This window comes from Flavobacterium sp. Root420 (assembly GCF_001427905.1).
In the GTDB taxonomy this organism is placed as follows: Bacteria; Bacteroidota; Bacteroidia; order Flavobacteriales; family Flavobacteriaceae; genus Flavobacterium.
On sequence record NZ_LMEF01000032.1, the window covers coordinates 202,299 to 228,300 of the forward strand.

Below are 26,002 nucleotides of genomic sequence, written 5' to 3' on the forward strand. Positions count from 1 at the left end.
AAATTTAGGGGTTTGTTTGCTTAGTAGGGTTTGCGGAATAATTATTATAATCGAATGGGCTTTCCCTTATTTAAAATTTATATCTTTATTTGTTAAAAATTACCCCTGAAAAGAATAATATAATACCAACCGTGTAGTACATTTGTTGTTAAATTGAAATATAAAAAGAAAGATGAAAAAGAAATTTATTGTATTAGGAGTTTTATTTGCGACTTTTGGTTTTACTAAAATCAGTGCGCAAATTAATTTTGGAGAAAAAGCAATTGGTGCTGTTCAAAAAGGTGTTAGTGGTTTTACATTTAGTAATGCTGATGCTGCTGCATTATCCAAAGCAGCAGTAGATAAATTGGATAAAGAAAATGAAATAGCAGCTGCAACAGATGGATACACTTTAAGATTGAACAGAGTTTTTGGAAAATACACCGCTGGCGAAGATTATACATTGAATTATAAAGTATATAAATTAAAAGAGGTAAATGCTTTCGCTACTGCCGATGGAAGTGTTCGTGTATATTCAGGATTAATGGATATTATGGATGATAATGAACTACTTGCTGTAATTGGGCATGAAATTGGTCACGTTGCTAATCATGATTCACAAGATGCTATAAAAGCGGCTTACAAAAAAGAAGCTTTAATGGATGCGGCAGCTTCACAATCGACAACTGTAGCTACTGTTACAGATAGCCAGTTAGGGAAAATTGGTAGCGCTATTATTGATAGTAAATTTAGCCGTAAACAAGAAGCTGAAGCAGATTTGTTTGCCTATAATTTTATGAAAAAGAATGCCTATAATGTTAATGCTGAGGAATCTGCATTTAGAATTTTGGCTAAAATGAGCGAAGGGTCACAAGCTTCTTTTATTGATCAAATGATGAGTTCACACCCAGATTCAAAACAAAGAGCTGAAGATGCTAAAAAAAGAGCAGAAAAAGATGGTTTGTACAAGCCATATGTACAACAGAAAATTGTAAATACAGTTCCGGTTCCGGCTAAAAAAGCAACTACAAAGAAAACAACTAAAAAGAAATAACAATTTCTTTTAGAAAAGCAAAACCCGACAGATTTTTTGAAGATTTGTCGGGTTTTTTATTTTTATGAATTAACCTAAAACGTGATGTGCCAGTACTTTTTGAACCTCATAAACATTTACAGATTTAGTAAATTGTTTTACGATGCTTGGTTGTAATTCGCTGGAAACCCAAATTTTTAGTTCGGCATCCAAATCAAAAGTTCCGGCTGTTTCTATGCTAAAACGGGTAATGCTTTTGTATGCAATCGATTTGTATTCTGTTTTGCTTCCTGTTATTCCTTGTACATCTACCAAGATTAATCTTTTATTTGTAAAAATAAAAGTATCACGAATCAATTTGAATCCCATTTCGATTGATTCATTATCTGTTAAAAGCTGTCCGTAGTTTTTTAATAAATCTTCCTGACTTACAGAACCTGCATTACCAAGAAGTGCTGAAAATATTCCCATTTTTTAGTTTTTTAATTTTAATAAAATGTTTTCTTTTTATGAATGGTAAAAGTAATTAAATTAAAAAAAGTGAGATAATTAATTTCACGCAAAGTCGCCGAGTTGCAAAGAAAAACTTAAAATAAGGCCTGGCGACTCTGCGAGATTCATTTTGAAGTAAAAGTAAAAACCTTAATTTCCTGGTGATTTACAAGAGGACAAAAAAAAGCAGAACCGAAGTTCTGCTTTTTCTATTTTTTTATTCTACTTCCGTTTTTATGGTTATTGGAAGGTTATATGCTGTTCGTACTGTTTTTCCATTTAATATTCCAGGAGTCCATTTTGCTTTTATTGATTTCAAAACTCTAATGGCTTCTTTTCCTAAACCATACCCCGGATCTTTTAGTACAGTTATATCTGTAATTGAACCATCTCTTTCAATGACAAAAGAAACATATACTTTAAGCGTTTTTTCAGCGTCCAATTCTGGTTTGTGAAAATTGTTTCCAACATAAGTATAAAATTTCGCCATTCCTCCAGGGAATTCTGGCATTTTGTCTAATACTGCTGCATTTACAGGATTACTAGTGCCTGCATCTGTAGGAATAGTTCCTTCACCGCCACCATTTGATGGCAAAACGTTCACTGTAGAACCTGTTCCTGGAGTTACATTGTCAACAGCAGGAGCGTTATCTGTGTTCGGTGCAATAACTTCCGGAGTAGCTTGATCTGCCCTGGTAACAACGGGATTTACCAATTGTGTACTGGTAGCTGGTGGCGTAGCTGCACTTTGCTGCGGTGGTGCAATTGTTTCTTCTGTTTTTGGAATAACAGGCTGGTCGTGAAATTCGGTTACTACAAATGGTTCAGGAATAATAGGCTCCGTTTCTACAACACCTTGTGTTCCGAATTTACTAATCAACATCGATGCAGTTCCCAGACTTGCCAATAATAGCAGTCCCATAAATAGCGCTGTAATTGTGGTTTTTGAATTTTCCTGGCGTAATTGGTACGCGCCGTACTCTTTGTTTTTGTTTTCGAAAACAAGGTCGGTCCAACTGGTTTCGTAGATGTTTGATTTAGACATGTTTATTGGATTTTAAGGTTAAGTAACATTAAATCATAAGCAGTAAGGGTTTGGTTTTAGCAACAACGCAGGTATTGTTGTTTTAGTATGTGAATAATTTATAATTTTAAGAAAAAATACTAAAATATTTTATTCTTTATCTAAAGATAATAAATTATCTGTTACGCTCGATGATTTCTGCCAATAATTTTTTAGCGCGAAGTAGTTTGACTTTTACGTTGCTTAGAGGCTCATTTATTTTGAGTGCAATTTCCTGATACGTCATTTCCTGAAAATAACGCAATTGAATAACTTCCTGATAATGGGGCTTTAATTCTTTGATGCATAAAAGCAAACGGGATAGATTTTGCTCTTTAATTAATGCATCTTCTGCAGATGGGGTAGGGTCAGCAATATTGTATGCCTGCTGATCTTCAGAGTCGGTAATTTCGATAAAAAGATTGGTTTTCTTTTTTCGCAATAAATCAATATAGACATTTTTTGCGATCGCAATTAACCAGGTGTTGAATTGAAATTCTGAGTTGTAAGTAGCAATTTTGTCGAAAGCTTTTGAGAAAGTTTCGATTGTAATATCTTCAGCAATGGTTTCGTTTTCAGTACGTTTTAGCATAAAACCGTACACTTCATTCCAATAAAAATCTAATAAAAAAGTAAAGGCAATCTGGTCGCCTTTTTTTGCTTTTTCTATTTTAGAATTTATTTCCAATGTACAGGTTTTGAAAAGAGATTAGTTATAAAGATATTAATTTGTGTGAATATAAGCACCATCTCTACCACCGGAAACCATATTTTAAGATCATTTTCTTTTAATTTTCCAGCCGAAAACCCAATTACGGTCCACGCAATTGTGTAGCGAGTAGCTAATATTGCCAATACAGCGATCCATTGAAATTGGAAAGCAAGCAAGAGTATAACTAATAAAAAGAAGAATAATTGTGAGGTGTAAAAAAGACCTAACTGCATTTTATCAAAAAATTTATAATATTCTGCAGTAGAAACATGTCTTCTTTTTTGTGTAAACCATTCTTTATAAGATTCCTTTGGTTTAGAATAAGTAAAACTTTCCGGATTGTATGAAATGGTACTGTTGCTTTTGTTCGCTGCCTGATTAATAAACAAATCATCATCGCCTGAACGAACCTGAATGTGATCTATAAAGCCGTTTACATTAAAGAATTCTTCTTTTTTATAAGCTAAATTTCTTCCAACTCCCATATATGGAGCTCCAATTTTGGCCCATGAAAAATATTGTACAGCTGTTAAAACAGTTTCAAAACGAATAATTTTATTTAATAAAGAGCGCTCTATTTTTTCATAACCACCGTATCCTAATACAATAGTTTTATTCATAGTGAATTGCGAAGTCATTGCGGTAATCCAATCTTTTGAATTTGGATAACAATCGGCATCTGTAAATAAAAGATATTCTTTTTTAGAAGCTTTGATTCCTAAAGTTAAAGCATATTTTTTATTTCCCCAGAAAGCTTCGTTGTTTTGAACCTTTACCAAACGGATGTTGGAATATTGTTTTTCGAATTCTTCAAAAACTTCTAAAGTTTCGTCGCTTGAAGCATCGTCAATTAAAACAATTTCAAAATCAGGATAGTCTTGCTCTGCTAATAAAGGAATAAACTTTTTTACATTCTCTTCTTCATTTTTAGCACAGACAATTACAGAAACCGGAAGTTTTTTGTTTGCAATTTCTTGTGGTTTACTGAAAGCAAATTTTCCAAAAATACCTAAGTAGTAGAAAACCTGAATAAAAACAATAGCAATAAAGAAGTAAAATAAAGTTATAAGCATCTGTTTTAATGTCTTTTAATTTTTGAATCTTGCGCGTGCAAATGTACTTATGAATTCCTAATTTTCAATGGCTAAAACCGATTTACTTTAGGCATTTCGACATTTCTTTTGCAACAGCAATAGACTGAGGGTTTTCTGTTTTTTCTAATTCCGAAATTATGTTTTTGTAATTGTGGTCGTCACGGTTTTGAGACAGTTTTTTGGTCGCCTGAATTTCATCGATTTCTATCTCAAAACCAAAGATTCCTCTGGCTTCACGCATTGTTTTTGCTGATAAATCCTCAACACGAATCGGATTTTCTGAATTAGCTTCGTATTTATCAACCAATTTTTTTAGTTGCTCAATTGAAGCGGCTTCATCTACAATTTTGATTCTCCCATAAACATGTACAGCTATGTAATTCCATGTTGGTACATTTTCATGATCGTACCAGGAAGAAGAAATATAACTATGTGGACCCGTAAAAACGGCTAAAACCTGATCGTTTTCTGCGAAACCTTCTGCTTGCGGATTCAGTTTTGAAATATGCCCTTGCAGAATTTCTTTTCCCTCAGCATTTACTTCAAGTTCTATCGGAATGTGTGTGGCACATAATTTTCCGTGAGTCTGATTGATCAGAATCCCAAAACTATTTTCTTTCAAATAAGCTCTGATTGATTCCGGATCTTCGTTTTTGTATATTTCAGGTGTATACATTTTATGAGTTTATTTTAGCGATTTTCCGAAACAAATGGCTTCCGGTCGATCTGTATATTTTCCGTAATTCGGAATTACTTTATATCCTTGTCTTTCGTAAAACTGCGTCGCTTCACTGTTTTTTATGCGTGTTTCTAAAATCAATTCTGTGTATCCACTTTTTAAGGCTATATCTTCTAAATAAGCTAAAATGGTTTGTCCGATTTTCTTTCGTGGATATTTAGAATACATTCGTTTTACTTCTCCAATAGTTTCAGAAATTGGTCTAATCGCTCCGCAGCCTACAATTTCATTGTCAATTTCAGCTATAGCAAAAACGTATTTCAAATTATTGTATTCCCAATCGGTAAAAGAATTTTTTCCATCGCTTCCAAAACGAAGATAAAGATTTGTTGACAATTCTTCGATAATTGCCAGAACTTTTTCATCATTAGGATTTGCAGTTTTTATGGAGAGATTTTCTGTCATGATTTGAGAAAAAAAATGATTGTTTTGCCAATATCACTTTGAGCGTAGTCGAAATTACAAGGACTTCGATTACGCTCAGTCTAACAATAGTATTAATTAGTGAAAATTAGTGCAATCTGTGTTTATATAACATTCACTTCAGCTTCAATATGAATTCCGAAAGTTTCAAAAACAGTTTTTTGAACATTTCTCGAAACCGCTAAAATTTCCTGTCCTGTCGCATTTCCATAATTTACTAAAACCAACGCCTGATTTTTATGAACTCCGGCATCACCAAAACGTTTTCCTTTAAAGCCAGCTTGCTCAATTAACCAACCCGCCGGAACTTTTACTTCAGTTTCTGAAACTTCATAATATTTCATTTCAGGAAACTTTTGATGAATTTTTTCGAAATCAGATTTCAATAAAATTGGGTTTTTAAAGAAGCTTCCACTATTTCCCAATTCTTTTGGATCAGGTAATTTGCTTTGTCTGATCGCGATTACGGCATTGCTCACATCTTTTAAAGTTGGAGTTGTAATATTGTTTTTAGCTAATTCAGCCGTAATGTCTCCGTAAGAAGTGTTAATTTTATGATTGCGTTTCGTCAATTTATAAATTACAGATGTAATAATGTATTGATCTTTAGCTTCATTTTTAAAAATGCTTTCCCGGTACCCAAAATTGCATTCTGAATTCGTGAAGGTTTTTATTTCCTGAGATTCAATATTTATCGCTTCGCAAGAAACAAAAGTGTCTTTTATTTCGGTTCCGTAAGCGCCAATATTCTGAACTGGAGTTGTACCAACATTTCCCGGAATCAGTGACATATTTTCTAAACCGCCAAAATTATTATCAATTGTCCAAAGTACAAAGTCGTGCCAGGTTTCGCCGGCCTGACTTTCAACCCAGACAAAATCTTCGTCTTCTTGAATGATTTTTTTGCCTTTTAAATCAATATGAATGACCAAAGCATCAATATCTCTAGTCAAAAGCATATTGCTTCCTCCGCCTAAAACAAATTTTTTCTCGTTTTTGTTTTCTTCTAAAATTGTTTTCAATTCAGCAACCGAATGTACTGCAACAAATTGTTTGGCTTTGGCTTCAATACCAAAAGTATTATAGTTTTTTAAAGAAAAATTGGATTGGATTTCCATAAATAAAAGGCTTTTTTGATCCCAAAAGCTTGGGATAATTCTGAGCTCAAAAGTAAGGATTATAATTTATTTGAGTTAGGTTTTGGCAAAATATCGAGTGAAATTTTAATTCCTTTTAGAATGCTTTTAATACGTTTGTTTAATGAAATGTTTTCAATTTCGTAATTCAATTTTTACATTCACCTTATAGTATTGATATTTTCTTTTGTATGTTTGATTCTCTTTTACGAACAATACCAAATAGATGAATATAGCGTTCAAAAAAATGTTTTTTTTAATTGTAATTTTTCAATTCTTGAGTTGTAATAAATTCAAAACGGAAACTGTAATAAAAAGCAGTGCAAATAAAGAATCTATTAAGGAATCTAAACTAGCAGTAAATGATCCTCTAAAAGATGATTTTTCTTTTCCTGTTGATAGTACTTTACAAGTTAAAATGCTTCAAACACATGTGTTTCATGATGATGAAGTTGATAAGAAATTAGAAAATAAAACTTGGTTTGGTCTTTTTAAAAACAAAGAGAGTTATACTCTTTCAGAAACTAAAGTATCTATTAAACGCGCTGTTGATGACATAGTGGACATTAATGAAGGCGAGGAAACGGGTTGGGAAGTTAGCGCTTCTGTAAAAGATACTTGCGTAATTTTAATTGAGAAACTTCCTTATTTTGTTGATGGAAATATATCAAGCGTAAAAATACCGGAGAATATTTATCCTGAAGAAAGTTTTAAATTTAATTTCAAAGGTATTGAGTATACTTTATTTGCAACAGGAAAAAAGAAAAAAGAAGAACCAGATTCGGATTGGATCGTAGTTTCGAATTATAAATTATACCTGACAGCTATTATTGATGGAAAGAAAACTACGGAACTCCTGGTCGCAAAGAAAAGTTTTGATGAGCAAATGATACGAATAATTTTTGGAGGAGATATTGATGATGACAACAAACTTGATTTAATTATTGATACCGCTAGCCATTATAATGTTTCGAGTCCAACTTTGTATTTGTCTAAACCCGGTGGAAAAGGAGTAATTAAGCCTATGGGAGTTTTTACAACAGTTGGTTGTTAATTGATCCAGATGCTAAAAAAGCATTCTGGATTTATTTTATAGCCGCAATAAATCGTTGCATTTCTTTCATGGTTCCTATTGTAATTCTTGTCCATTTTCCGTTTTCTTCATAAATTTTTGTTCCTTGAATATTATGGTTTTCCAATTGTTTGAAATAATCTTTTTTATAATTGTCTAAAGAAAAATAAACAAAATTAGAATACGATGGAATGCAGGTTAAATTAAGAATAGTAAGTTGATCTATGGTATATTTTTTTACTTCCTGATTTGATGCATATACTTGCTGAATAAACTTTTCATCATTTAAAGAGGCTATTGCTGCTGCTGTCGACATCACACTAACAGACATATTTTGAGATGATCTTACAACGTCAAGTTCTTCAATAGTAGCAGAATGTGCAATAGCATACCCAACGCGGGCACCAGCCAATCCATACATCTTTGAAAAAGTCCGGGTAATAATCAAATTTTTGTTTTCAATAACCAAATCACTTAATGATTGTTCTTTTGTAAAATCGATATAAGCTTCATCAACAAATACGATGGCTTTTTTCGTCGCTTCTTTTATAAAAGTAACAAGTTCTTCTCTACTGCATACTGTTCCTGTTGGGTTATTAGGATTGCAGATATAAATCATTTTGGTATCTGAATCGATAGCCTTCAACATGGCTGTTAAGTCGTGCTTTTTATCTTTAGTTAATGGAACAGTGATTTTCTTAAGTCCTAATTTTTCATAAGGTGCAGTCCAGTAGTCGAATGTGGTTTCGGCTAAAATAAAATTACCTTTTTTTAATGCGGTATATTGGAGTACTAAATCTAAAATTTCCGTTGAACCTGCGCCCAGCAGAATGTTATTGTCTGAAACAGTATTCTTTTGAGCAATGCTTGTGATTAATTTTGAGGAAAGATCCCATCCATATCGATTGCTACTATTGACGCTTTTGGCCATTGCAGCACGAGCTAACGGAGATGGACCATAAGGGTTTTCATTTGATCGAAGCGTTATGGGAGAATTGTCTAAATCAGGAAAAATATATTCTTCAGTAGGTTTTGCAAATGCTTCAAAATTATAAAATCCCAACGCTACAGTGCCTAAACTTATTTGTTTTAGCCAGTTTCTTCTGTTATTCATCTCTGTTTTAGATTAAATTAAACAATTCCTTTTTAGAGTATGTCGTTGAAATGGAATAAAAGTTACGAAGAGATTTTTCTTAATAGTAAATAAAAAAGCCTTCAAATTTGAAGGCTTCTGTATCGATATTTGTGGAATTTTATTTTGTAGCTAGCTTTTTAGAAAGAGAAATTGAATTGTCTGCAATAATTTTAGAGGCAATTTCCATTTTCTGTTTTCCAAAAGTTTCATCAAAAGATACTCTGCTTTCTTTGTCTTTATAAGAAACAGCAGTTTTTTTCTCAGATTTGTCTAAAATATCTTTAATTATATTTTTCATAACAACATCATTTTAATAATACAAAGGTATAAAAAATTATTTGAACTCATCTTTAATCTCAAATGTTATAAAATTATATGCTCTGCTTTTATTAGGGTCATATGCCTGATATTCAATTTCATCAATATTAATAATTGAATTTGGTTGCTTTCCGGTTTCTGGATTTTCGATGATTTTCAAATCACCAATTATTCCTCCTTTTATAATAAAACAACTTTCAATAGAAGCTAAATTATTATTCAACCCCATTTTGTATAATCTATGTTTGGCAGAAGTATTTCCGAAAATGGTTAAAATTGAATTAGGAGAGGTTGATAAAAAATCCAAAGCAGAAGTAAAAACTGTTTTTAAAACTTTTTTGCCATCTTTATTGTTTTCTCTTGACATGTCAGAAATGGATTCCAAACCATTTTTATCAATAAAGATATTACCGAATCCTAAATTATAATATCGTTCTAAACCAGGTTGTGGGTATTTGATTATGGCTATTCTTTTAGGAATTTCTCTTTCACCTTTGCTTACAAAATCATATTTGGTATGCAAAGGATTGCTGTCTACCTGCTCGAATTCATAGGATTCATTTATTAAATCTTCCATTCATTGGTTTTAAATGAAGGCAAATCTAAAATAAATAGTGTAATATCTTATTAAAGTTATTTGATTTTTATTATTTACTTTGAGGAAGTTGGGATTTGATTTTTCAGATTGAATAAAATTTGATCTTAACCGCAAAGAGCGCAAGGGATTACGCCACGAAAGCTAAGCTTTGCGAACTTTGCGTAATCCCTTGCGCTCTTTGCGGTTAAACTTTACGCAAATCCAACAACTCATGATATTTATCCGAAATAATCTTCATATTACTATCATAATTCGCATTCTGCTCTACAAAATTTCGATTCTGTAAAATAGCATTATTTCGGGAGTCACTATTTTCAAAAGACCAGATCAATTCTTCAGCCAACATTTCAATATTATCAATTTCAATCAATTGTCCGTTTTCGCGATGTTTGATCCAGCTTTGATTTCCCGGAATGTCAGAAACAACCGGATAACAATTACAAGCCATAGCTTCAAACAAAGAAGCCGAAACCCCTTCGGTAATAGGCATACTGATATAAATATTCGATTGTTGTAATAATTTAGGAAGCTCTGTATTCGGAATTCTTCCTGTAAAAATCACTTTGTTTTCGATTTGCAATTCCTTGGCTAAATCTTTTAAAAATTGTAATCGGGTTCCGTCTCCAACAATAGTCAATGTAAAATCAATTCCTTTTTGGTACAGAATTGCAAAAGCTTTCAAAATGGAATCATGACGATATTCCGGCTGCAAAGAACGCGTTACAATTGCTTCGATTTTATTTGAATTATTTACAGAAGGAGCAAAAAGCGTCAAGTCAATTCCTTTCGGTATCACCAAAACTTTGCTCATATCAACACCAATTTCCTTCATAGAAATCGTCATAACCGGCCCCCAGGCGTGAATTAAATCGGCTTTTTTGAAGGCATGTTTTTGAATGACCTTTTTAAAAGGCAATAAAATAGAACCTTCAGGCCATAAATCAGTTCGGCCTTGTTGTGCAATCGCAATTGGATGCATACCTGAAATCGCCGCAAGAAAACCATAACTGGTGGTTCTTTCAGCAATAATCATATCTGGTTTTTCTCGTCGGATTGTTTTTCGAATAGAAATAGGAGAGAAAGCATATTCTAAAATACGTTTGAATCGGTTGAGTTTTGAAGTGTTTGGTGTTTGAAGTTCCCAAGTGCAGATTTCAAAATCGCCAAATTCTTTCAAACCTTTCATCCATGTAATAGCATCAGCGCGATACGATTCTCCCAGAAAAAGTATTTTCTTTTTTTTCATTCAGCAAACTTAATAAGTATTTGTCAAGCTGTTTATATTTTTCCGCCACGAATTCATGAATTAGTTTGAAATAATTCGTGAATTTGTGGCGGAAAATAGTTGGAAATAATTAAAATTCATCTGTGTCTAAAGCGCGATTGATGAATTCGTTTAAAGGTTTTAGGGCGATTAATTTCTTGCTCATTTTGGCAACAAAATCTTTTTGAGTCACTTCGGCAATATCGTATTTTTGAGTGGCCGTAAAACTTTTCAGTTTTAAAAATTCAATTGCCGGATGGTCTTTTTCATAACCACGGGGCATACTTTTAAGTGAATTGGTTTCGTTTACATCTAAACTTCCAAACTCTTTTTTGAAATTTTTATCAGCTAAAATGGCTTCTAAATCATCATGAAAAAAGGCAATTTCTTTTCGCACTTTCTTCAAGTCTGCAGCTTCTGGCGAATAAAACCCTCCCGCAATAAAACTGGCGCCTTTTTCGATATGAACATAATATCCGGCTCGATTCAAACCTTTAGTTCCACAGGACATCCAAACGCCTAAGTGTGCTTTATAAGGTGATTTATCTTTAGAAAATCGAATGTCGCGATTAATTCGGAACGTACAGTTTTTAACTTCTAATAATTCCAAAGAAGGATCGAGTGGTTTCATGACATCCAGAAAATCACTTACCAATTGATGATAATCTTTTTTGAAAATCTCGTATCGTTTCTTGTTGTCCTGAAACCAGTCTCTATTGTTGTTCTTTTTTAAATCGTCTAAAAATTGCAATGATTCTTTCGTTAGCATATCCTGTATTTATTGGAGTTGTTCTTTTAAGTCTTTTTCACTGATAAAACCTGTCTTTTTCCATAGTCCTTTTGTTGTATGGTATAAAGCTAAAGTAGGAAGTTGGTCAATTTTCAATTGAGTTGCCAATGTTTTGTTTTTATCAACATCAATTCTAATAATAGTTACTTTATCTGCCATGTCTTTTTGCATTTTCAAAATGAAAGGCTCCATTTGTTTGCAAGGTCCGCACCATTCTGCATAAAAATCAACCAAAACTTTTTTGTCTGTATGTACTAATTTATTAAACTCCTCCATTGTCATTCCAACTTCGGCATTCGGGGTTTTCGAATAGCCTTCTTTGTCCCAATTCATAATTCCTCCATCTAATTCGTAAATGGTTGTAAATCCTAATTCCTGAAGTTTTGCAGCGGCTTTTTTGCTTCTTCCTCCGCTTAAGCAATACACAAAAACAGGTTTTGATTTGTCGTATAATTCAGCTTTCGCAGCAAAATCATCACTATTCCAATTCACATTTACAGCATTATCAATATGTTCTGATCCGAATTCTTCCGGAGTTCTAACGTCTAAAATTTGAGGTTTATCAGTTGTTTTGATTTTTTCTGCAAATTCTTGTGGAGCAATCGATTCGAATGATTTTGCTTTTTTATCGTTGCAGGCTAAAAGCAGAATTGAAACTATTAGCAATAAAATTTTAGGGAATTTCATGATATTGAAGTTTTAAATAGTTACGCTAAAGTAAGGATTTTTCATTTTTGAATTCATAACAGAATGATAAAATCAATTTAGTAATCAGGTTTGTTTCAAGTTTCAGGTTTCAAGTCTGAAGTTAAAAAAAATAGCCACGAATTCACGAATATTATCTGCTTATAGATTAGAAAAAATTCGTGAATTTGTGGCTAATTATTTATGAAGTTACGCAAAAGGTCTTATGTAAAAAAACCTGAAACTTGAAACCTGAAACTTGAAACAAAAAAAACTTATAAATTAAATATCTTATAGCTCTGATGCGTTGATTTTACAATTGCTTCAGTACGATCCGGATGCGTATCTGAAATAAAAAGCTGACCAAAAGTTTCGCTGTTTACCATTTCGATAATTTTAGAAACACGGGTCTCATCTAGCTTATCGAAAATATCATCAAAAAGTAAAAGTGGTTTTACACCGCTTTGTTTCTTCAAAAATTCAAATTGAGCCAGTTTTAAAGCAATCAAAAAAGATTTTTGCTGCCCCTGAGAGCCGAATTTTTTTATAGGATGAGAATCAATTTCAAAAGACAAATCGTCTTTGTGGATTCCGACACTTGTATAATGTAGCGCTCTGTCTTTATTAATGTTTTCCTGTAAAAGAGTCAATAAGTCTTTTTCATACAGATGACTTTCATAAACCAATTGCACGGTTTCTTCAGAACCGGTGATTGCTTGGTGATGTACATTAAATATAGGTATAAATTGTTCCAGGAAATCTTTTCGTTTTTCAAAAATGGATTTTCCAAAACCATTTAACTGCTCATTATATATAGATAGGGTGTCGTTGTCAAAAGTATGATTCAGGGCAAAATACTTAAGAAGGGCATTTCGCTGCACAATTATTTTTTGATATTGAATAAGCTGATGTAAGTAAGTCGAATCTAATTGCGAAATCACGCTATCCATAAATTTGCGACGTGTCTCGCTTCCTTCCACAATCAAATCACGATCGGCCGGAGAAATAATTACAAGCGGAATAAACCCAATATGATCAGAGAATTTATCGTAGGCTTTGCCATTTCTTTTTAAAACCTTTTTTTGTCCTTTTTTTAAACTGCAGACAATTTGCTCTGTTCTGTCATTTTTTTCTAGTTCGGCATCAATCACAAAAAACTCCTCTCCGTGCTTGATATTTTGAACCGCTAACGGATTAAAATAGCTTTTTCCGTATGCCAAATGATAGATGGCATCAAGCACATTAGTCTTGCCAATCCCGTTTTTACCAACAAAACAATTGATCTTGCGGTCGAAATCGAAACTGACTTCGGCGAAATTTTTATAATTGAATAAAGAAATTTTGTTTAAATGCATTTTTTAAGGAACTGTAAAGGTAAAATTTGAAGTTTTTTATAGCTAGGATTTTGTTTTTTGCCACAGATTAAAAGATTTGAAAGTTTTTTTTCTGTCACTTACAGCCAAAACCTTTTCCAATCCGTGAGAATCTGTGAAATCTGTGGCTAAAATTGTAGTATTAGCCTAGAAAATCTGCGCTTTAGAACATCAAAAATTTGAGGGTGCAAATTATCGAAAATTATTGATATAAAAGGCTTTTGGCGCTTTTCAGGATGAATTATTTTAGTGCTGAGAAGAAACGACTTAGTGTTTGTGAAAATATTTTTTTTAAAATAGTGATAAAATTGATTTTTTTTGCCTCAGTTTCAATAAAAATTTTATTTTTGCCGTTCACTAAATTAATTTTAAATGGCTACTTACAATAAAAGAGGATATAAAGCACCAAAAGAAAAGGAAGTTAAAGAAGTAAATGAAGAAACACAGGTAATCATTGACGAAAAAGACAGTACAACAGCTGGTGTTTTTTCTAAATTAGATGAAACTGCTTCAAGAACTGAGGATTGGGTTGCTAAAAATCAAAAAATCATTATTGGTTTAGTTGCTGGTATTGCAGTTGCTACTATTGGATATTTGGCTTACCAAAAATTTATCGAAGCTCCTAAGCAAGATGAGGCTGCAAACGAAATGTTTGTTGCTCAACAAAACTTTCAAAAAGCGACTGACGGTGTTGCAAGTGATTCATTATATAAATTAGCATTGAATGGTTCTGAAGGTAAATTCGGATTCGTAAAAATCGCTGATGAATATTCTGGAACTGATGCTGGAAACTTAGCAAATTACTATGCTGGTATGGCCTATTTGAATACAGGTAAATTTGATGACGCTATTAAATACTTAGGTAACTTTAAATCTGAAGACATGATTTTAAGTGCTTTGGCAAAAGGCGCAATCGGAGATGCTTATTCTCAAAAAAATCAACAAAAAGAAGCTTTAGAGTATTATGTAAAAGCAGCTGAGTCAAATAAAAATGATTTCACAACGCCTCGTTTCTTATTAAAAGCTGGTAAAACAGCTTTGGCTTTAGGTCAAAAAGAAGACGCTTTGAAATATTTAACTGATATTAAAGAAAACTTCGATGCAACTCCAGAAGCAGCTTCTGTTGATGTATTGATTGGATTAGCGCAATAATATTATTTATTGAGTTCAGATTTTAGATTTTAGATTTGTATTTTTACAATCTGAAATTGAAAAATCTAAATCTTAAATATAAAAGATGGCTACCGAAAATAAAAATTTATCAGAATACGATAAAAACACAATCCCAAATGCGAAAGACTTTCGATTTGGGATTGTTGTTTCTGAATGGAACGAAACCATAACAGAAGGATTATATAATGGCGCTTTTGATGCCTTAGTGGATTGTGATGTACCGTTACAGCAAATTATTCGTTGGAATGTTCCGGGAAGTTTTGAGCTGATTTATGGCGCAAAGAAAATGTTGCAAACACAAAATGTTGACGCCGTAATTGTAATTGGTTGTGTAATTCAGGGAGAAACAAAACATTTTGATTTTGTATGCGAAGGTGTTACACAAGGAATTAAAGATTTGAATGTTCAAACGGATATTCCGGTTATTTTTTGTGTTTTGACAGATAATAATATGCAACAATCAATAGATAGGAGTGGAGGAGTTCACGGAAACAAAGGAACCGAAGCGGCAATTGCAGCAATTAAGATGGCGTATATTCGTCAGCAGGCTTCAATGTCACATCCTTTTAATCAGCCTTTATTGACTTCTGGTGCGCTTCAAATTGAAGAAACACCAATAAAAATCGAGAACGAATAAAACACAATTGTTTTAAAAATACTAAAACCTATACTGTGTAAAATAGTATAGGTTTTTTGTTTTTTTTATGATACCACTTATTCAAAAAGCCAACGGAAATTCATTAAATTTGTAAACCTTGGTTTAGATTTTAAATCAAATCTTAAATCGTTAATCTACAATCTAAAATTTTAAATGTCGAGTATAATTCAATTACTTCCTGATCACGTTGCTAATCAAATTGCCGCTGGAGAAGTGGTTCAAAGACCAGCTTCAGTTGTAAAAGAGCTTTTAGAAAATGCTGTTGATGCTGATGCAACCGACATTAAATTGATTATTAAAGATGCTGGAAAATCATTAGTTCAGGTTATTGATAACGGTAAAGGAATGAGTGTGACCGACGCGCGTTTGTGTTTTGAGCGTCATGCAACGTCTAAAATCCGTCAGGCCGAAGATTTATTTTCATTGTGTACAAAAGGTTTCCGTGGAGAAGCTTTGGCATCTATTGCGGCGATCGCGCACATGGAAATGAAAACCAAGCAAGATCAGGAAGAGCTTGGAACGCATATCGTAATCGAAGGAAGTAAATTCGTTTCTCAGGAAGCGGCAGTTTTGCCTAAAGGAACTTCATTTGCAGTTAAAAATCTGTTTTTTAATATTCCGGCCCGTCGTAATTTCCTAAAATCGGATACAGTTGAATTTCGCCATGTTATGGATGAGTTTCAGCGTGTAGCTTTGGCACATCCAAATATTCATTTTACTTTTTATCATAATGGCAGCGAAATGTACAATTTGCCCGCTGCGGGATATCGTCAGCGTGTTGTTGGAATTTTTTCTGGGAAAACCAATGAAAAATTAGTTCCGGTAAACGAGGATACTGAGATCATAAACGTTCAGGGATTTGTTTGCAAACCTGAATTTGCCAAGAAAAACAGAGGAGAACAATTCTTTTTTGTAAACGACCGTTTTATCAAAAGTGGTTATCTGCATCACGCGGTAATGGCGGCTTACGACGGACTTCTGAAAGACGGTTCACAGCCGAGTTATTTCTTATATCTGCAAGTTCCGCCAAATACTATTGATATCAATATTCATCCGACAAAAACAGAAATTAAGTTTGATGATGAACAAGCTTTATATGCTATTTTAAGAGCTTCAATAAAACACAGTTTAGGACAATTTAATGTGGCTCCGGTTCTTGATTTTGATCGGGATGCCAATTTAGATACGCCTTATCATTATAAAGATTTAGAGGCCGAAACACCAACGATTCAGGTTGATGGTACTTTTAATCCGTTTACGGATGATAAAACCAATCAGCATTATTCAAAAGCGAGTTCTTCAGGATCGGGATCTTCTTCTGGTTCCAGTTTTAGTTCCGGATCAAATTCGTACTCAGGATATTCTAAAAGAGTAGAACCAACTGCAAGTTGGGAAAGTTTGTATGTTGGTTTAGATACCGAAAGTATCGAAAGCTCGCCTTTTACTTTTGAAAATGAAGAAGTAACTTCGTCCTTGTTTAATGATGATGAGGTCGAAACAGCACCTCAGAAAACCTATCAAATTCATAAAAAATATATTGTTTCGCCTATAAAATCAGGAATGGTTATCGTTGATCAGCAACGGGCACACCAGCGTATTTTGTACGAACAATTTTTGCTGAACATGACGGTAAATCAGGCTTCGAGCCAGCAATTATTATTTCCGTTGAATTTATTTTATTCTTCAGATGAAATGACATTGATCGAAGAATTAAAGCCTTCCCTAGAAACAACAGGTTTTGTTTTTGAAGAGGCACAGACCGATCACATTGTAATATCAGGAATTCCTGTAAATATTACAGAAAGTGAAGTTTCACTGGTAATCGAACAATTATTAACGGATTTGCAGGACGGAATTCCAGCCAGTAGTTACAGTCAGAATGATACCATTGCCAAATCGATGGCTAAAAGTTTAGCGGTTAAAACAGGATCTTATTTAACCGAAAAAGAACAAGATAATTTGGTAAACGGATTGTTTGCCTGTAAAGATCCCAATATTTCACCTTTTCAAAAACCTACTTTCATCACGATGCGTGTTGAAGATATAGATAAAAAGTTTGCCATATGATGAAGATTACACCTGTCGTAAAACAATTATTGATAATTAATATCATTTTTTTTATTGGTTCTCAGTTAGTACCAGTTTCTGAACAATATTTTGCTTTATTTTTCCCTGAAAATCCAGCATTCAAATTTTGGCAGCCATTAACACATATGTTTATGCATGGCGGTTTTGCTCATATTGCATTTAATATGTTTGCTTTATATTCATTTGGATCAACTTTGGAACATTTTTGGGGAGGAAAGAAATTTTTGTTTTTCTATATCTCGTGTGGTTTAGGTGCTGCTTTGGTAAATTTTGCTGTGAATTATTATTTTTATCAAGATGCTTTGAATATTTTATTGGCAAATGGTTTTCATAAAGTTGATATTCTCAGCTTACTAAATGATGGTAAAATCGACACTAGGTGGCAAGAAATATTAACTGTGTCGGAATACAAACATTTTGTTGAAGCTTACACAGGAGCAGTTTTAGGAGCTTCAGGTGCAGTGTATGGATTGCTCGTGGCTTTTGCTTTTATGTTTCCAAATGCAGAGCTTGGGATCATGTTTATTCCAATTCCAATAAAAGCAAAGTATTTTGTTCCAATTTATATGCTGTTATTTGATGGTTTCTTTGGAATCTTCGGAAGTTCACTTATGGGTTTTGAATCTGGAATTGCTCATTATGCACATATAGGAGGTGCTTTTTTTGGATTTATGATTATGTGGTATTGGAAAAAAAATCAGTTTAATAGTAATCGTTGGAATTAATTTTTAACTTTAAGTTCTAATTATAAAAACTAAAGAAAGCTTTTATGAATATTTTAGATGATTTAAAACTACAATATAAAATAGGAGGAATTGCGTTGCGTGTTATTTACTGGAATATTGCCTGTTTCCTGATTTCATTGGTGTTTTTCTATCAATATTCAGGCGGGGGTTTTGCTTATCCGGATTGGCTGGCTTTATCATCAGATCCAAATAGTTTTTTAATCAGACCCTGGACATTTTTAACTTACGCCTTTTTTCATTCGTCATTTTTACATTTGTTGTTTAATATGATGGTTTTGAATTTTGCAAGCCAGTTATTCCTGACCTTTTTTACGCAAAAACAATATTTAGGATTATATATTTTAAGTGCTATTTTCGCGGGAATTGTTTTCGCATTAAGTTATTATTTTTTAAGTTACTCAGCCTCTATAGTTGGTGCTTCTGCTGCAATTATGGCAATTTTAGTGGCAGCAACAACCTACCAGCCTCTAATGAGCGTTCGTTTATTATTGATCGGAAATGTAAAATTGTGGCATATTACAGCTGTAATTTTAATCCTGGATTTAATGCAGCTTCGTTTAGAAAATATGGGCGGCCATATTTCGCATTTAGCTGGCGCTTTGTTCGGATTTATCTACATCAAATTACTTCAAAACGGAACCGATTTGAGTATTGTTATTTCCAGAACAATTGATTTCTTTGCAAATCTGTTTAAAAAATCCCCTTCGACCCCATTCAAAAAAGTTCATAAAAATTATCAAAAACCTACTGAAAAAATGACATCAAGAATTGTTACGAAAGACAAAACGCAACAACAAATTGATGAAATTTTAGACAAGATCAGCCAGTCCGGCTATGATTGTCTGACAAAAGAAGAAAAAGAGTTTTTATTTAAAGCTGGAAAATAATCCTTTTAGCAACAAAATATGAAAAACCTTTCGTGGTTTAATAAAATAATGTTCTTTTTGAATATAGTGCTGACTGTCCTTACATTTAGTGTCTATATTTTACCATTTCTGGCACCTAAAAGCTTTCCGCTTTTATCGGTGCTGACGCTGTTTATGCCAGCTTTTTTTGTGCTGAATGCATTCTTTTTTATTTATTGGGCCATTCAGTTTAAAAAACGTCTTATTTTGTCTGGTTTAGTTCTCCTGACGGGAATTACATTCATTAGTAAGTTTTATAAATTTTCTGCAAAAGAATACATCAAAGACGAAAAGGACTTCTCTGTAATGAGTTATAATGTGCGTCTTTTTAATGTTTTTAAATGGCTGGATCGCGATGATATTCCGTCTAACATTAAAACTTTTATTGACGAAAAAGATCCGGATATTTTGTGTATTCAGGAATATTCGAATTCTGCCCATATAGATTTAAAAGTATATCCGCATCGTTATATTTTTATAGATGGAAATCAGATTAAAACAGGACAGGCCATTTTTTCTAAATTTCCAATATTGTATGAAGGGAATATTATTTTTCCTAATTCAGATAATAATGTGATCTACGCTGATATCAAACGTGGAAAAGATGTCATTCGTGTTTATAATATGCACTTACAGTCTATCAAAATTTCACCTGATGTTGCTAAAATTTCAAATGATATTGATAATGTGAATCAGCAAAAATCACAGCTAATTTATACCAGAATTAGTAAAGGTTTTAGGCAACAGCAAGAACAGGCCGAAATGTTTAAAGAAAACATTAAGCAATGTAAAAATCCAATTATTATTTGTGGAGACATGAATAACAGTCCATTTTCATATGTATACCGAAATATAAAAGGGAAACTAAAAGATACTTTTGAAGAGGCCGGAGGAGGTTTTGGAGCAACTTATAAATTCCGTTATTATCCTGCGCGAATTGATTATATTTTTGCGGACAGTAAAATGAAGGTCAAACAGTTTGAAAGCTTTTCTGACTTCGAAAACTCCGATCATTATCCTATTATGGCCCGACTTTCAATTGAATAAAGTATTTTTAACTACAAAGTTCAATAAGGTTTACCAAAGTTCACAAGGTTTAATTTATTGCTTTGCCAACTTTTGCGTAAACTTTTATACTATTTATGATTGAATGATTTGGAACTTAAAGAAAGTAACAACTACTAAATACCAATTAAACCATGATTAAAAAACGTTTTTTATTACTTCTTTTTGTTTGCTCAAGCATATTGGCTCAGAAAGACATTGACATTAATGAATTAAAATGGCTTCCAAATTCGCATTCATTTTGGGTAAATTCAGCAGCAAATATTGTCGTTTATGATGTTGATAAATTAGATCAGAAGACTACAGTCTTAACAGATAAACAATTAAAAAATGCTGGTTTTGACGGCGAAGTAGAAGATTTAGTATGGAATCAAAATAAAACAAAAGTATTGGTTTATACCAATTCAAAAAAAGTTTGGAGAGCCAATACAAAAGGTGATTACTGGTTTTTTGATTTGGCAACAGGAAACGGAAGAAAATTAGGCGGCAATTTAGAATCTTCGTCCCTAATGTTTGCTAAATTCTCAAATGATAATGAAAATGTTGCTTATGTTTCGAAACACAATATTTATCTTGAAAATCTGGCTTCTGGCAAAATAACGCCTTTAACAACTGATGGAACAGATAAAGTTATCAATGGAACGTTTGACTGGGTGTATGAAGAAGAACTTGCTGCCAGAGATGGTTTTCGCTGGAGTCCAGACGGGAAAAGTATTGCGTACTGGCGAGTTGACGCTTCAGAAACAAAATTTCATTTAATGATCAATAACACAGATGCTTTGTATCCGTTTGTAGTTCCTGTAGAATATCCTAAAGCGGGCGAAAAACCTTCCTCTGTGAAAATTGGAGTGATTAATACTGCTTCTTTAAAAACAAATTGGCTGGATATTCCGGGTGAGCCAGATAATAATTATTTGGTTCGTATGGAATGGGTTGGCAAAGATGATGTAATGGTGATTCAGCTTAACAGATATCAAAATCAGGCTTCTGTTTATAATTGCAATGCCCAATCAGGAAAAGCAAATTTAATCTATCAGGAAAAATCACCGCAGTGGATTGATGTTTTTGATATTTCTTCGGGAGTATATGATGGTTTTCCGTGTCAATTTGTAGACGATGGAAAAGCCTTTTTATGGAGCTCCGATGCTGATGGTTGGATGCATATCTATAAAATTAGCAAAGATGGAAAAAAGAAAGAGCTAATTACAACCGGTAAATTTGATGCATATTTTAAGGCATATAATGACAAGACAAAATCAATTTATTACATTTCAAGTCCGACAGATGCGACTCAGCGTTATTTGTACGAAACCAATTTGAAGTCCGGAAAAACAAAAAGAATTACTCCGGAAGTATTTGAAGGAACAAATGAATATGAATTCTCTACAGACGGATCATATGCAAAACATACCAATTCTAATATCAAGCGTAATCTAAATTCGAGATTGGTTTCGCTTTCTGACCATAAAAAAATAGTACCAAAAGAAGCAGATGTTTTTACAGCTCCGTCGCATCAGTTTTCTTTGGAAAAGTTTAAAGTTACGACTGGTGACGGTATAGAAATGGATGGTATAATGGCAAAACCATTAGATTTTGATCCGGCAAAAAAATATCCATTGTTCTTTTATGTTTATGGGGAGCCAATGGCTACAGTGGCAAATGATATGCCTTATTTTAATGGATTTATTGATATGTTGATTCCAAGAGGCTATATCGGAATTGCATTGGACAATAGAGGAACTCCATCTCTGAAAGGAACAAAATGGAGAAAATCTATTTATAAAAACATCGGAATTATCAATACCCGTGACCAGGCAATGGCTGCAAAAGAAATTTTGAAATGGAATTTTATTGATAAAGACAGAGTTGCTGTTCACGGATGGAGTGGTGGTGGCGCTGTTACATTAAATTTGATGTTTCAATATCCTGAAATATACAAAACAGGAGTAGCAATTTCTGCGGTGACAGATCAGCATTTTTATGATAATATATATACAGAGCGTTATATGGGCTTACCAAATGAAAATGAAACGGCTTATATTCAGGCTTCACCGGTGACTCATGCAAAAAACTTAAAAGGAAACTTGCTTTATATTCACGGAACGGGCGATGATAATGTACATTATAAAAATGCTGAAGTTTTGATAAATGAATTGATTAAATATGATAAAGTTTTTAATTTAATGATTTACCCAAATCGCTCGCATTCTATCTATGAGGGTGCCGGTACCGGACAACATTTAATAGATACTTTTATAAAATTTATAGAAGAAAAATGCCCTCCGGGCGCAAAATAAAAATAATCTCAAGAGAAAAATAAAAAAGGGAGAGTTTCTGTAAATGAAATTCTCCCTTTTTTTTTATATTTTAAAATGACCTTTATTTGTTAGAATAATCTACAAGTATTTTTTGCGTTTTTAAATAATCCATAGCAAATTTACCTTCGTTAAAAAGTAAATCAAGAACACTCAGGTTATTTATAAAACCGTGTTTGTCATCAAATACTTGTGGGTATTTTTCGAAAGAATTTGGGTCTTTTTTACCATTTGCCAAATATCTGAAATCAGAGATATTTTCTGTTTCCATGAAATATTCGGTTGTTTTACTGAATTCTAATTTCATTCTCAAACATTTGGCAACAATGTTTAGGACCTCCATGTTTAAATCCATTAGAAAAGTATGTTTCTTTTCAAAAACAGGTCGAATATCATCTTCAAAAAATTCAAAAAAAGGGGAACTTCTGTAACCTGCTTCCAAAGATTTAAAATGTTGTTTTTGCCAGTCAAATTCATTTTCAATCAAAACATCTTTTGTTTTTTGATGTAAAGTTTTAGAATGTTTAACAGGAATATTCAATAACTGAATTCCGTTTGGACTATAAATATAGGTGCGGTTTCTATTAGTTTGTTTTTGAAAATTATCTTCCATTTCAAAAGTAATATTTTCAGATTGAGCCATAACTGCAAAGTGGCTAATCGAAGGAAAATAAGTAGGAAGTAATAACGAATTCATGACTTTTTTGTTTAAACGTTTCAGGTTTCAAGTTTCAGGTTAGTATAAACTTGAAACTTGAAACCTGAAACTAAAAATAACTATTTTTTATTTTATGCTTTATTTTCTTTTCTCTTTCTCCAGAAATATTCTCCAACAAAATAGGCAGCAAGTACCATTAAGAAATATTTGAAGTAAGATTGTGGCTGTCCTTCACCATCAACAGTGGTAAAAACTCTGTCCCAACGAATCTTGTTGATTCCTTTTCCGTTAGTATCCCAGCTTAACCATATAAAAACTGGTTTTCCTACAATGTGATTTTCAGGTACATATCCCCAGTAACGACTATCTTCTGAATTATGGCGATTGTCTCCCATCATCCAGTAATAGTTTTGCTTGAATGTATAGGTGTTAGTTTGCTTTCCGTTTATTATAAAGTGAGAACCGTCTATTTGCAAAGTATTACCTTCATAATTTGTGATGATCTCTTTGTAAAAAGGTAATGATTCGTTTGTTAAAGCAACCGTTTTTCCTGCTTCCGGAATATAGATTGGACCGTAATTATCCTCGTTCCATTTATTGATGTGAGGGAAGATTCTGTCATCATTTCCTGTTGCAATTTCCCGTACTACACCAGTAATACCAGGAATGGTTTTCATTCGTTCTGCATTAGCTTCTGTTAAGGCACCAATATACAAGGTATCTCTTTTAGCGGGGTCTCTAAATCCTCTTACATCGACAAGATTAACATTCAATTCTTTTAAAAGAGCTTCTAAATCAATTGGAGTTTTTTCGTCTAATGCTATTTTGTATGAATATTGCGGTTTTGCTCTTTCTGGTAAAATTAATTTTTTTCCGTTGATATAAACATAACCATCTTTTATAGATAAGCTATCTCCAGGGATACCAACACATCTCTTAACATAATTTGATTTTTTGTCAATTGGTTTTATAACACCCGGTCTTCCTTTTGGTTCATAAAAATAATGTACCGTATCAACCGGCCAGTTAAAAACGACAATATCAGTTCGCTTTATTTTTTCGAAAGCCGGTAATCTAAAATAAGGTAATTGCGGCCAGCTCAAGTATGATTTTCTTTTTGTTAGCGGAATAGAGTCATGAACCATTGGTAATGCAATAGTTGTCATTGGTACTCTTGGCCCGTAGTTTAGCTTACTTACAAATAAAAAGTCTCCAATTAATAAAGATTTTTCTAATGAGGAAGTTGGAATTGTATAAGGTTGCACTACATAAGTGTGCACCAGTGTCGCTACAATTATAGCAAAAAGAAGTGAGCTTATTGTATCAGCAGTTTTGTTTTCAGGAGTTAACGATCTGTTGGCATTATATTCTAATTTCTGAGTATAGTTTACATAATAGATGTAGAAGCCAAAAGTAAAAATTCCCAAAAAAGTATCTAAAGTAGATTTTTTACCAAACGTTCTTAGTGTCTCTACCCAAACAACAGGAAACATAATCAGGTTTATAATCGGAATGAAAAGCAATATTGTCCACCAGGTTGGTCGGCCAATAATCTTCATTAGGATTATAGAATTGTAAACAGGAATCGCAGCTTCCCAACTTTTTCGGCCAGCAGTCTGATACAATTTCCAGGTTCCCAGAAAATGAATGATTTGAACAGCTAAGAAAAAAACAAACCAAAGATATAAAGTCATAATATTTTGTTTAAAGTTTCAAGTTTAAAGTCGATTCGTTGGATTAACTTTAAGCTTTAAATTTATTTTAAGTTTAAAACGTCTTTCATGCTGTAGATTCCCTTTTTACCAGCAAGCCATTCAGCTGCAATTACGGCGCCAAGAGCAAAACCTTCTCGGTTATGGGCAGTATGTTTTAATTCGATACAGTCTACAATTGAATTGTAAGTTACGGTATGAGTTCCCGGGACCTCGCCAATTCTTTTCGCTTCAATATGAATTTCGTTTGTTTTAGCCTCGTCTAAAGTCCAATTTGCGTAATTGCTATTTTCGATAACGCCTTTTGCTAATGAAATTGCAGTTCCGCTTGGAGCATCTAATTTTTGAGTATGATGAATTTCTTCCATAGTCACTTTGTACGAATCAAATTGTGACATAATTTTGGCCAGATATTCGTTCAGTTCGAAGAAAATGTTAACTCCTAAACTAAAGTTTGAGCTCGAAATGAATCCGCCTTGTTTTTCGTTGCATAATGCAACCATTTCATCAAAATGTTCCAACCAGCCAGTTGTTCCCGATACTACAGGAACATTTGCATGAAAACAATTGGATATATTATCTACGGCAGCAGTAGGAACGCTGAAATCAATTGCAACATCAGCAGTCGAAAGTCCGTCATATGTATTAGATTCATCCTTCTTTAAAACAATTTCATGACCTCTTTCTAAAGCAATTCGTTCAATTACTTTACCCATTTTTCCGTATCCTAAAAGTGCAATTTTCATTTTATGTATTTTTTGAATTTTAAATAGTAAC

The 26,002-nt window shown here is 33.0% G+C and carries 26 protein-coding genes; 9 read left to right on the top strand and 17 right to left on the bottom strand.

What is annotated here, in order from left to right; genetic code table 11:
• Positions 1–172 precede the first annotated feature (172 nt).
• Positions 173–1,033: a M48 family metalloprotease gene (locus tag ASC72_RS21240; RefSeq protein ID WP_056195673.1), complete on the top strand. Its 861-nt coding sequence runs from the start codon at positions 173–175 to the stop codon at positions 1,031–1,033.
• A gap of 69 nt (positions 1,034–1,102) precedes the next feature.
• Here ASC72_RS21240 and ASC72_RS21245 read toward each other — a convergent pair whose 3' ends face one another.
• The 7 genes from ASC72_RS21245 to murB all read right to left on the bottom strand — a co-directional run bounded on the left by ASC72_RS21245 (position 1,103) and on the right by murB (position 6,653).
• Positions 1,103–1,483 carry a PH domain-containing protein gene (locus tag ASC72_RS21245; RefSeq protein ID WP_056195676.1) on the bottom strand — a complete coding sequence of 127 codons (381 nt, stop codon included), beginning with the start codon at positions 1,481–1,483 and terminating at the stop codon, positions 1,103–1,105.
• Positions 1,484–1,721: 238 nt separating this feature from the next.
• Positions 1,722–2,549, bottom strand: coding sequence for an energy transducer TonB (locus tag ASC72_RS21250; RefSeq protein WP_056195680.1), 828 nt, complete (start codon positions 2,547–2,549; stop codon positions 1,722–1,724).
• A 154-nt stretch (positions 2,550–2,703) separates the two neighbouring features.
• Complete coding sequence (locus ASC72_RS21255; protein WP_056195682.1) at positions 2,704–3,255, bottom strand: RNA polymerase sigma factor; 552 nt, start codon at positions 3,253–3,255, stop codon at positions 2,704–2,706.
• Positions 3,246–4,352 carry a glycosyltransferase gene (locus ASC72_RS21260; protein WP_056195684.1) on the bottom strand — a complete coding sequence of 369 codons (1,107 nt, stop codon included), beginning with the start codon at positions 4,350–4,352 and terminating at the stop codon, positions 3,246–3,248. Before ASC72_RS21260 ends, ASC72_RS21255 begins: the two co-directional genes overlap by 10 nt.
• A gap of 82 nt (positions 4,353–4,434) precedes the next feature.
• Complete coding sequence (locus ASC72_RS21265; protein WP_056195687.1) at positions 4,435–5,049, bottom strand: FMN-binding negative transcriptional regulator; 615 nt, start codon at positions 5,047–5,049, stop codon at positions 4,435–4,437.
• A 9-nt stretch (positions 5,050–5,058) separates the two neighbouring features.
• Positions 5,059–5,517 (bottom strand): GNAT family N-acetyltransferase, encoded by a 459-nt coding sequence (locus ASC72_RS21270; RefSeq protein ID WP_056195690.1) that lies wholly within the window; start codon positions 5,515–5,517, stop codon positions 5,059–5,061.
• Between the two features lie 122 nt (positions 5,518–5,639).
• Positions 5,640–6,653 carry a UDP-N-acetylmuramate dehydrogenase gene (murB, locus tag ASC72_RS21275; protein WP_056195693.1) on the bottom strand — a complete coding sequence of 338 codons (1,014 nt, stop codon included), beginning with the start codon at positions 6,651–6,653 and terminating at the stop codon, positions 5,640–5,642.
• A gap of 265 nt (positions 6,654–6,918) precedes the next feature.
• Between murB and ASC72_RS21280 the strand changes: the two genes are divergently transcribed.
• Complete coding sequence (locus ASC72_RS21280; protein ID WP_131725843.1) at positions 6,919–7,725, top strand: hypothetical protein; 807 nt, start codon at positions 6,919–6,921, stop codon at positions 7,723–7,725.
• A 31-nt stretch (positions 7,726–7,756) separates the two neighbouring features.
• On the opposite strand, the gene hisC is transcribed toward ASC72_RS21280, so the two are convergent.
• The 7 genes from hisC to ASC72_RS21315 all read right to left on the bottom strand — a co-directional run bounded on the left by hisC (position 7,757) and on the right by ASC72_RS21315 (position 13,887).
• Positions 7,757–8,857 carry a histidinol-phosphate transaminase gene (gene hisC, locus ASC72_RS21285; protein ID WP_056195697.1) on the bottom strand — a complete coding sequence of 367 codons (1,101 nt, stop codon included), beginning with the start codon at positions 8,855–8,857 and terminating at the stop codon, positions 7,757–7,759.
• Positions 8,858–8,996: 139 nt separating this feature from the next.
• A complete protein-coding gene (locus ASC72_RS21290; protein WP_056195700.1) occupies positions 8,997–9,176 on the bottom strand; it encodes a hypothetical protein in 180 nt (59 codons plus the stop codon).
• Between the two features lie 36 nt (positions 9,177–9,212).
• A complete protein-coding gene (locus tag ASC72_RS21295) occupies positions 9,213–9,773 on the bottom strand; it encodes a hypothetical protein (protein WP_056195702.1) in 561 nt (186 codons plus the stop codon).
• A gap of 205 nt (positions 9,774–9,978) precedes the next feature.
• Positions 9,979–11,040, bottom strand: coding sequence for a glycosyltransferase (locus ASC72_RS21300; protein WP_056195704.1), 1,062 nt, complete (start codon positions 11,038–11,040; stop codon positions 9,979–9,981).
• A gap of 109 nt (positions 11,041–11,149) precedes the next feature.
• Positions 11,150–11,827, bottom strand: a complete 678-nt coding sequence (locus ASC72_RS21305; RefSeq protein WP_056195707.1) for a DUF2461 domain-containing protein — start codon at positions 11,825–11,827, stop codon at positions 11,150–11,152.
• A 9-nt stretch (positions 11,828–11,836) separates the two neighbouring features.
• Positions 11,837–12,535 (bottom strand): thioredoxin domain-containing protein, encoded by a 699-nt coding sequence (locus ASC72_RS21310; protein WP_056195710.1) that lies wholly within the window; start codon positions 12,533–12,535, stop codon positions 11,837–11,839.
• Positions 12,536–12,807: 272 nt separating this feature from the next.
• Positions 12,808–13,887: a DNA replication/repair protein RecF gene (locus ASC72_RS21315; RefSeq protein ID WP_056195712.1), complete on the bottom strand. Its 1,080-nt coding sequence runs from the start codon at positions 13,885–13,887 to the stop codon at positions 12,808–12,810.
• 390 nt (positions 13,888–14,277) lie between these two features.
• Between ASC72_RS21315 and ASC72_RS21320 the strand changes: the two genes are divergently transcribed.
• From ASC72_RS21320 to ASC72_RS21350, 7 genes are all read left to right on the top strand, one after another.
• A complete protein-coding gene (locus ASC72_RS21320; protein WP_056195715.1) occupies positions 14,278–15,057 on the top strand; it encodes a tetratricopeptide repeat protein in 780 nt (259 codons plus the stop codon).
• Positions 15,058–15,142: 85 nt separating this feature from the next.
• On the top strand, positions 15,143–15,715 hold the full coding sequence (gene ribH / locus ASC72_RS21325) for a 6,7-dimethyl-8-ribityllumazine synthase (RefSeq protein WP_056195720.1): 573 nt from the start codon (positions 15,143–15,145) through the stop codon (positions 15,713–15,715).
• Positions 15,716–15,889: 174 nt separating this feature from the next.
• Positions 15,890–17,803: a DNA mismatch repair endonuclease MutL gene (gene mutL, locus ASC72_RS21330; protein ID WP_056195722.1), complete on the top strand. Its 1,914-nt coding sequence runs from the start codon at positions 15,890–15,892 to the stop codon at positions 17,801–17,803.
• On the top strand, positions 17,800–18,549 hold the full coding sequence (locus ASC72_RS21335) for a rhomboid family intramembrane serine protease (RefSeq protein ID WP_056195725.1): 750 nt from the start codon (positions 17,800–17,802) through the stop codon (positions 18,547–18,549). The genes mutL and ASC72_RS21335 overlap by 4 nt, the downstream gene beginning before the upstream one ends.
• A 44-nt stretch (positions 18,550–18,593) precedes the next feature.
• A complete protein-coding gene (locus ASC72_RS21340; protein ID WP_056195728.1) occupies positions 18,594–19,457 on the top strand; it encodes a rhomboid family intramembrane serine protease in 864 nt (287 codons plus the stop codon).
• 18 nt (positions 19,458–19,475) lie between these two features.
• Positions 19,476–20,522, top strand: a complete 1,047-nt coding sequence (locus ASC72_RS21345) for an endonuclease/exonuclease/phosphatase family protein (RefSeq protein WP_056195731.1) — start codon at positions 19,476–19,478, stop codon at positions 20,520–20,522.
• A gap of 152 nt (positions 20,523–20,674) precedes the next feature.
• A complete protein-coding gene (locus tag ASC72_RS21350) occupies positions 20,675–22,837 on the top strand; it encodes a DPP IV N-terminal domain-containing protein (protein WP_056195734.1) in 2,163 nt (720 codons plus the stop codon).
• Between the two features lie 82 nt (positions 22,838–22,919).
• On the opposite strand, the gene ASC72_RS21355 is transcribed toward ASC72_RS21350, so the two are convergent.
• From ASC72_RS21355 to dapB, 3 genes are all read right to left on the bottom strand, one after another.
• A complete protein-coding gene (locus ASC72_RS21355; protein WP_056195736.1) occupies positions 22,920–23,552 on the bottom strand; it encodes a WbqC family protein in 633 nt (210 codons plus the stop codon).
• A 92-nt stretch (positions 23,553–23,644) separates the two neighbouring features.
• On the bottom strand, positions 23,645–25,207 hold the full coding sequence (gene lepB, locus ASC72_RS21360; RefSeq protein ID WP_056195739.1) for a signal peptidase I: 1,563 nt from the start codon (positions 25,205–25,207) through the stop codon (positions 23,645–23,647).
• Positions 25,208–25,269: 62 nt separating this feature from the next.
• Positions 25,270–25,971 carry a 4-hydroxy-tetrahydrodipicolinate reductase gene (gene dapB / locus ASC72_RS21365; protein ID WP_056195742.1) on the bottom strand — a complete coding sequence of 234 codons (702 nt, stop codon included), beginning with the start codon at positions 25,969–25,971 and terminating at the stop codon, positions 25,270–25,272.
• Between the last annotated feature and the right edge of the window lie 31 nt (positions 25,972–26,002).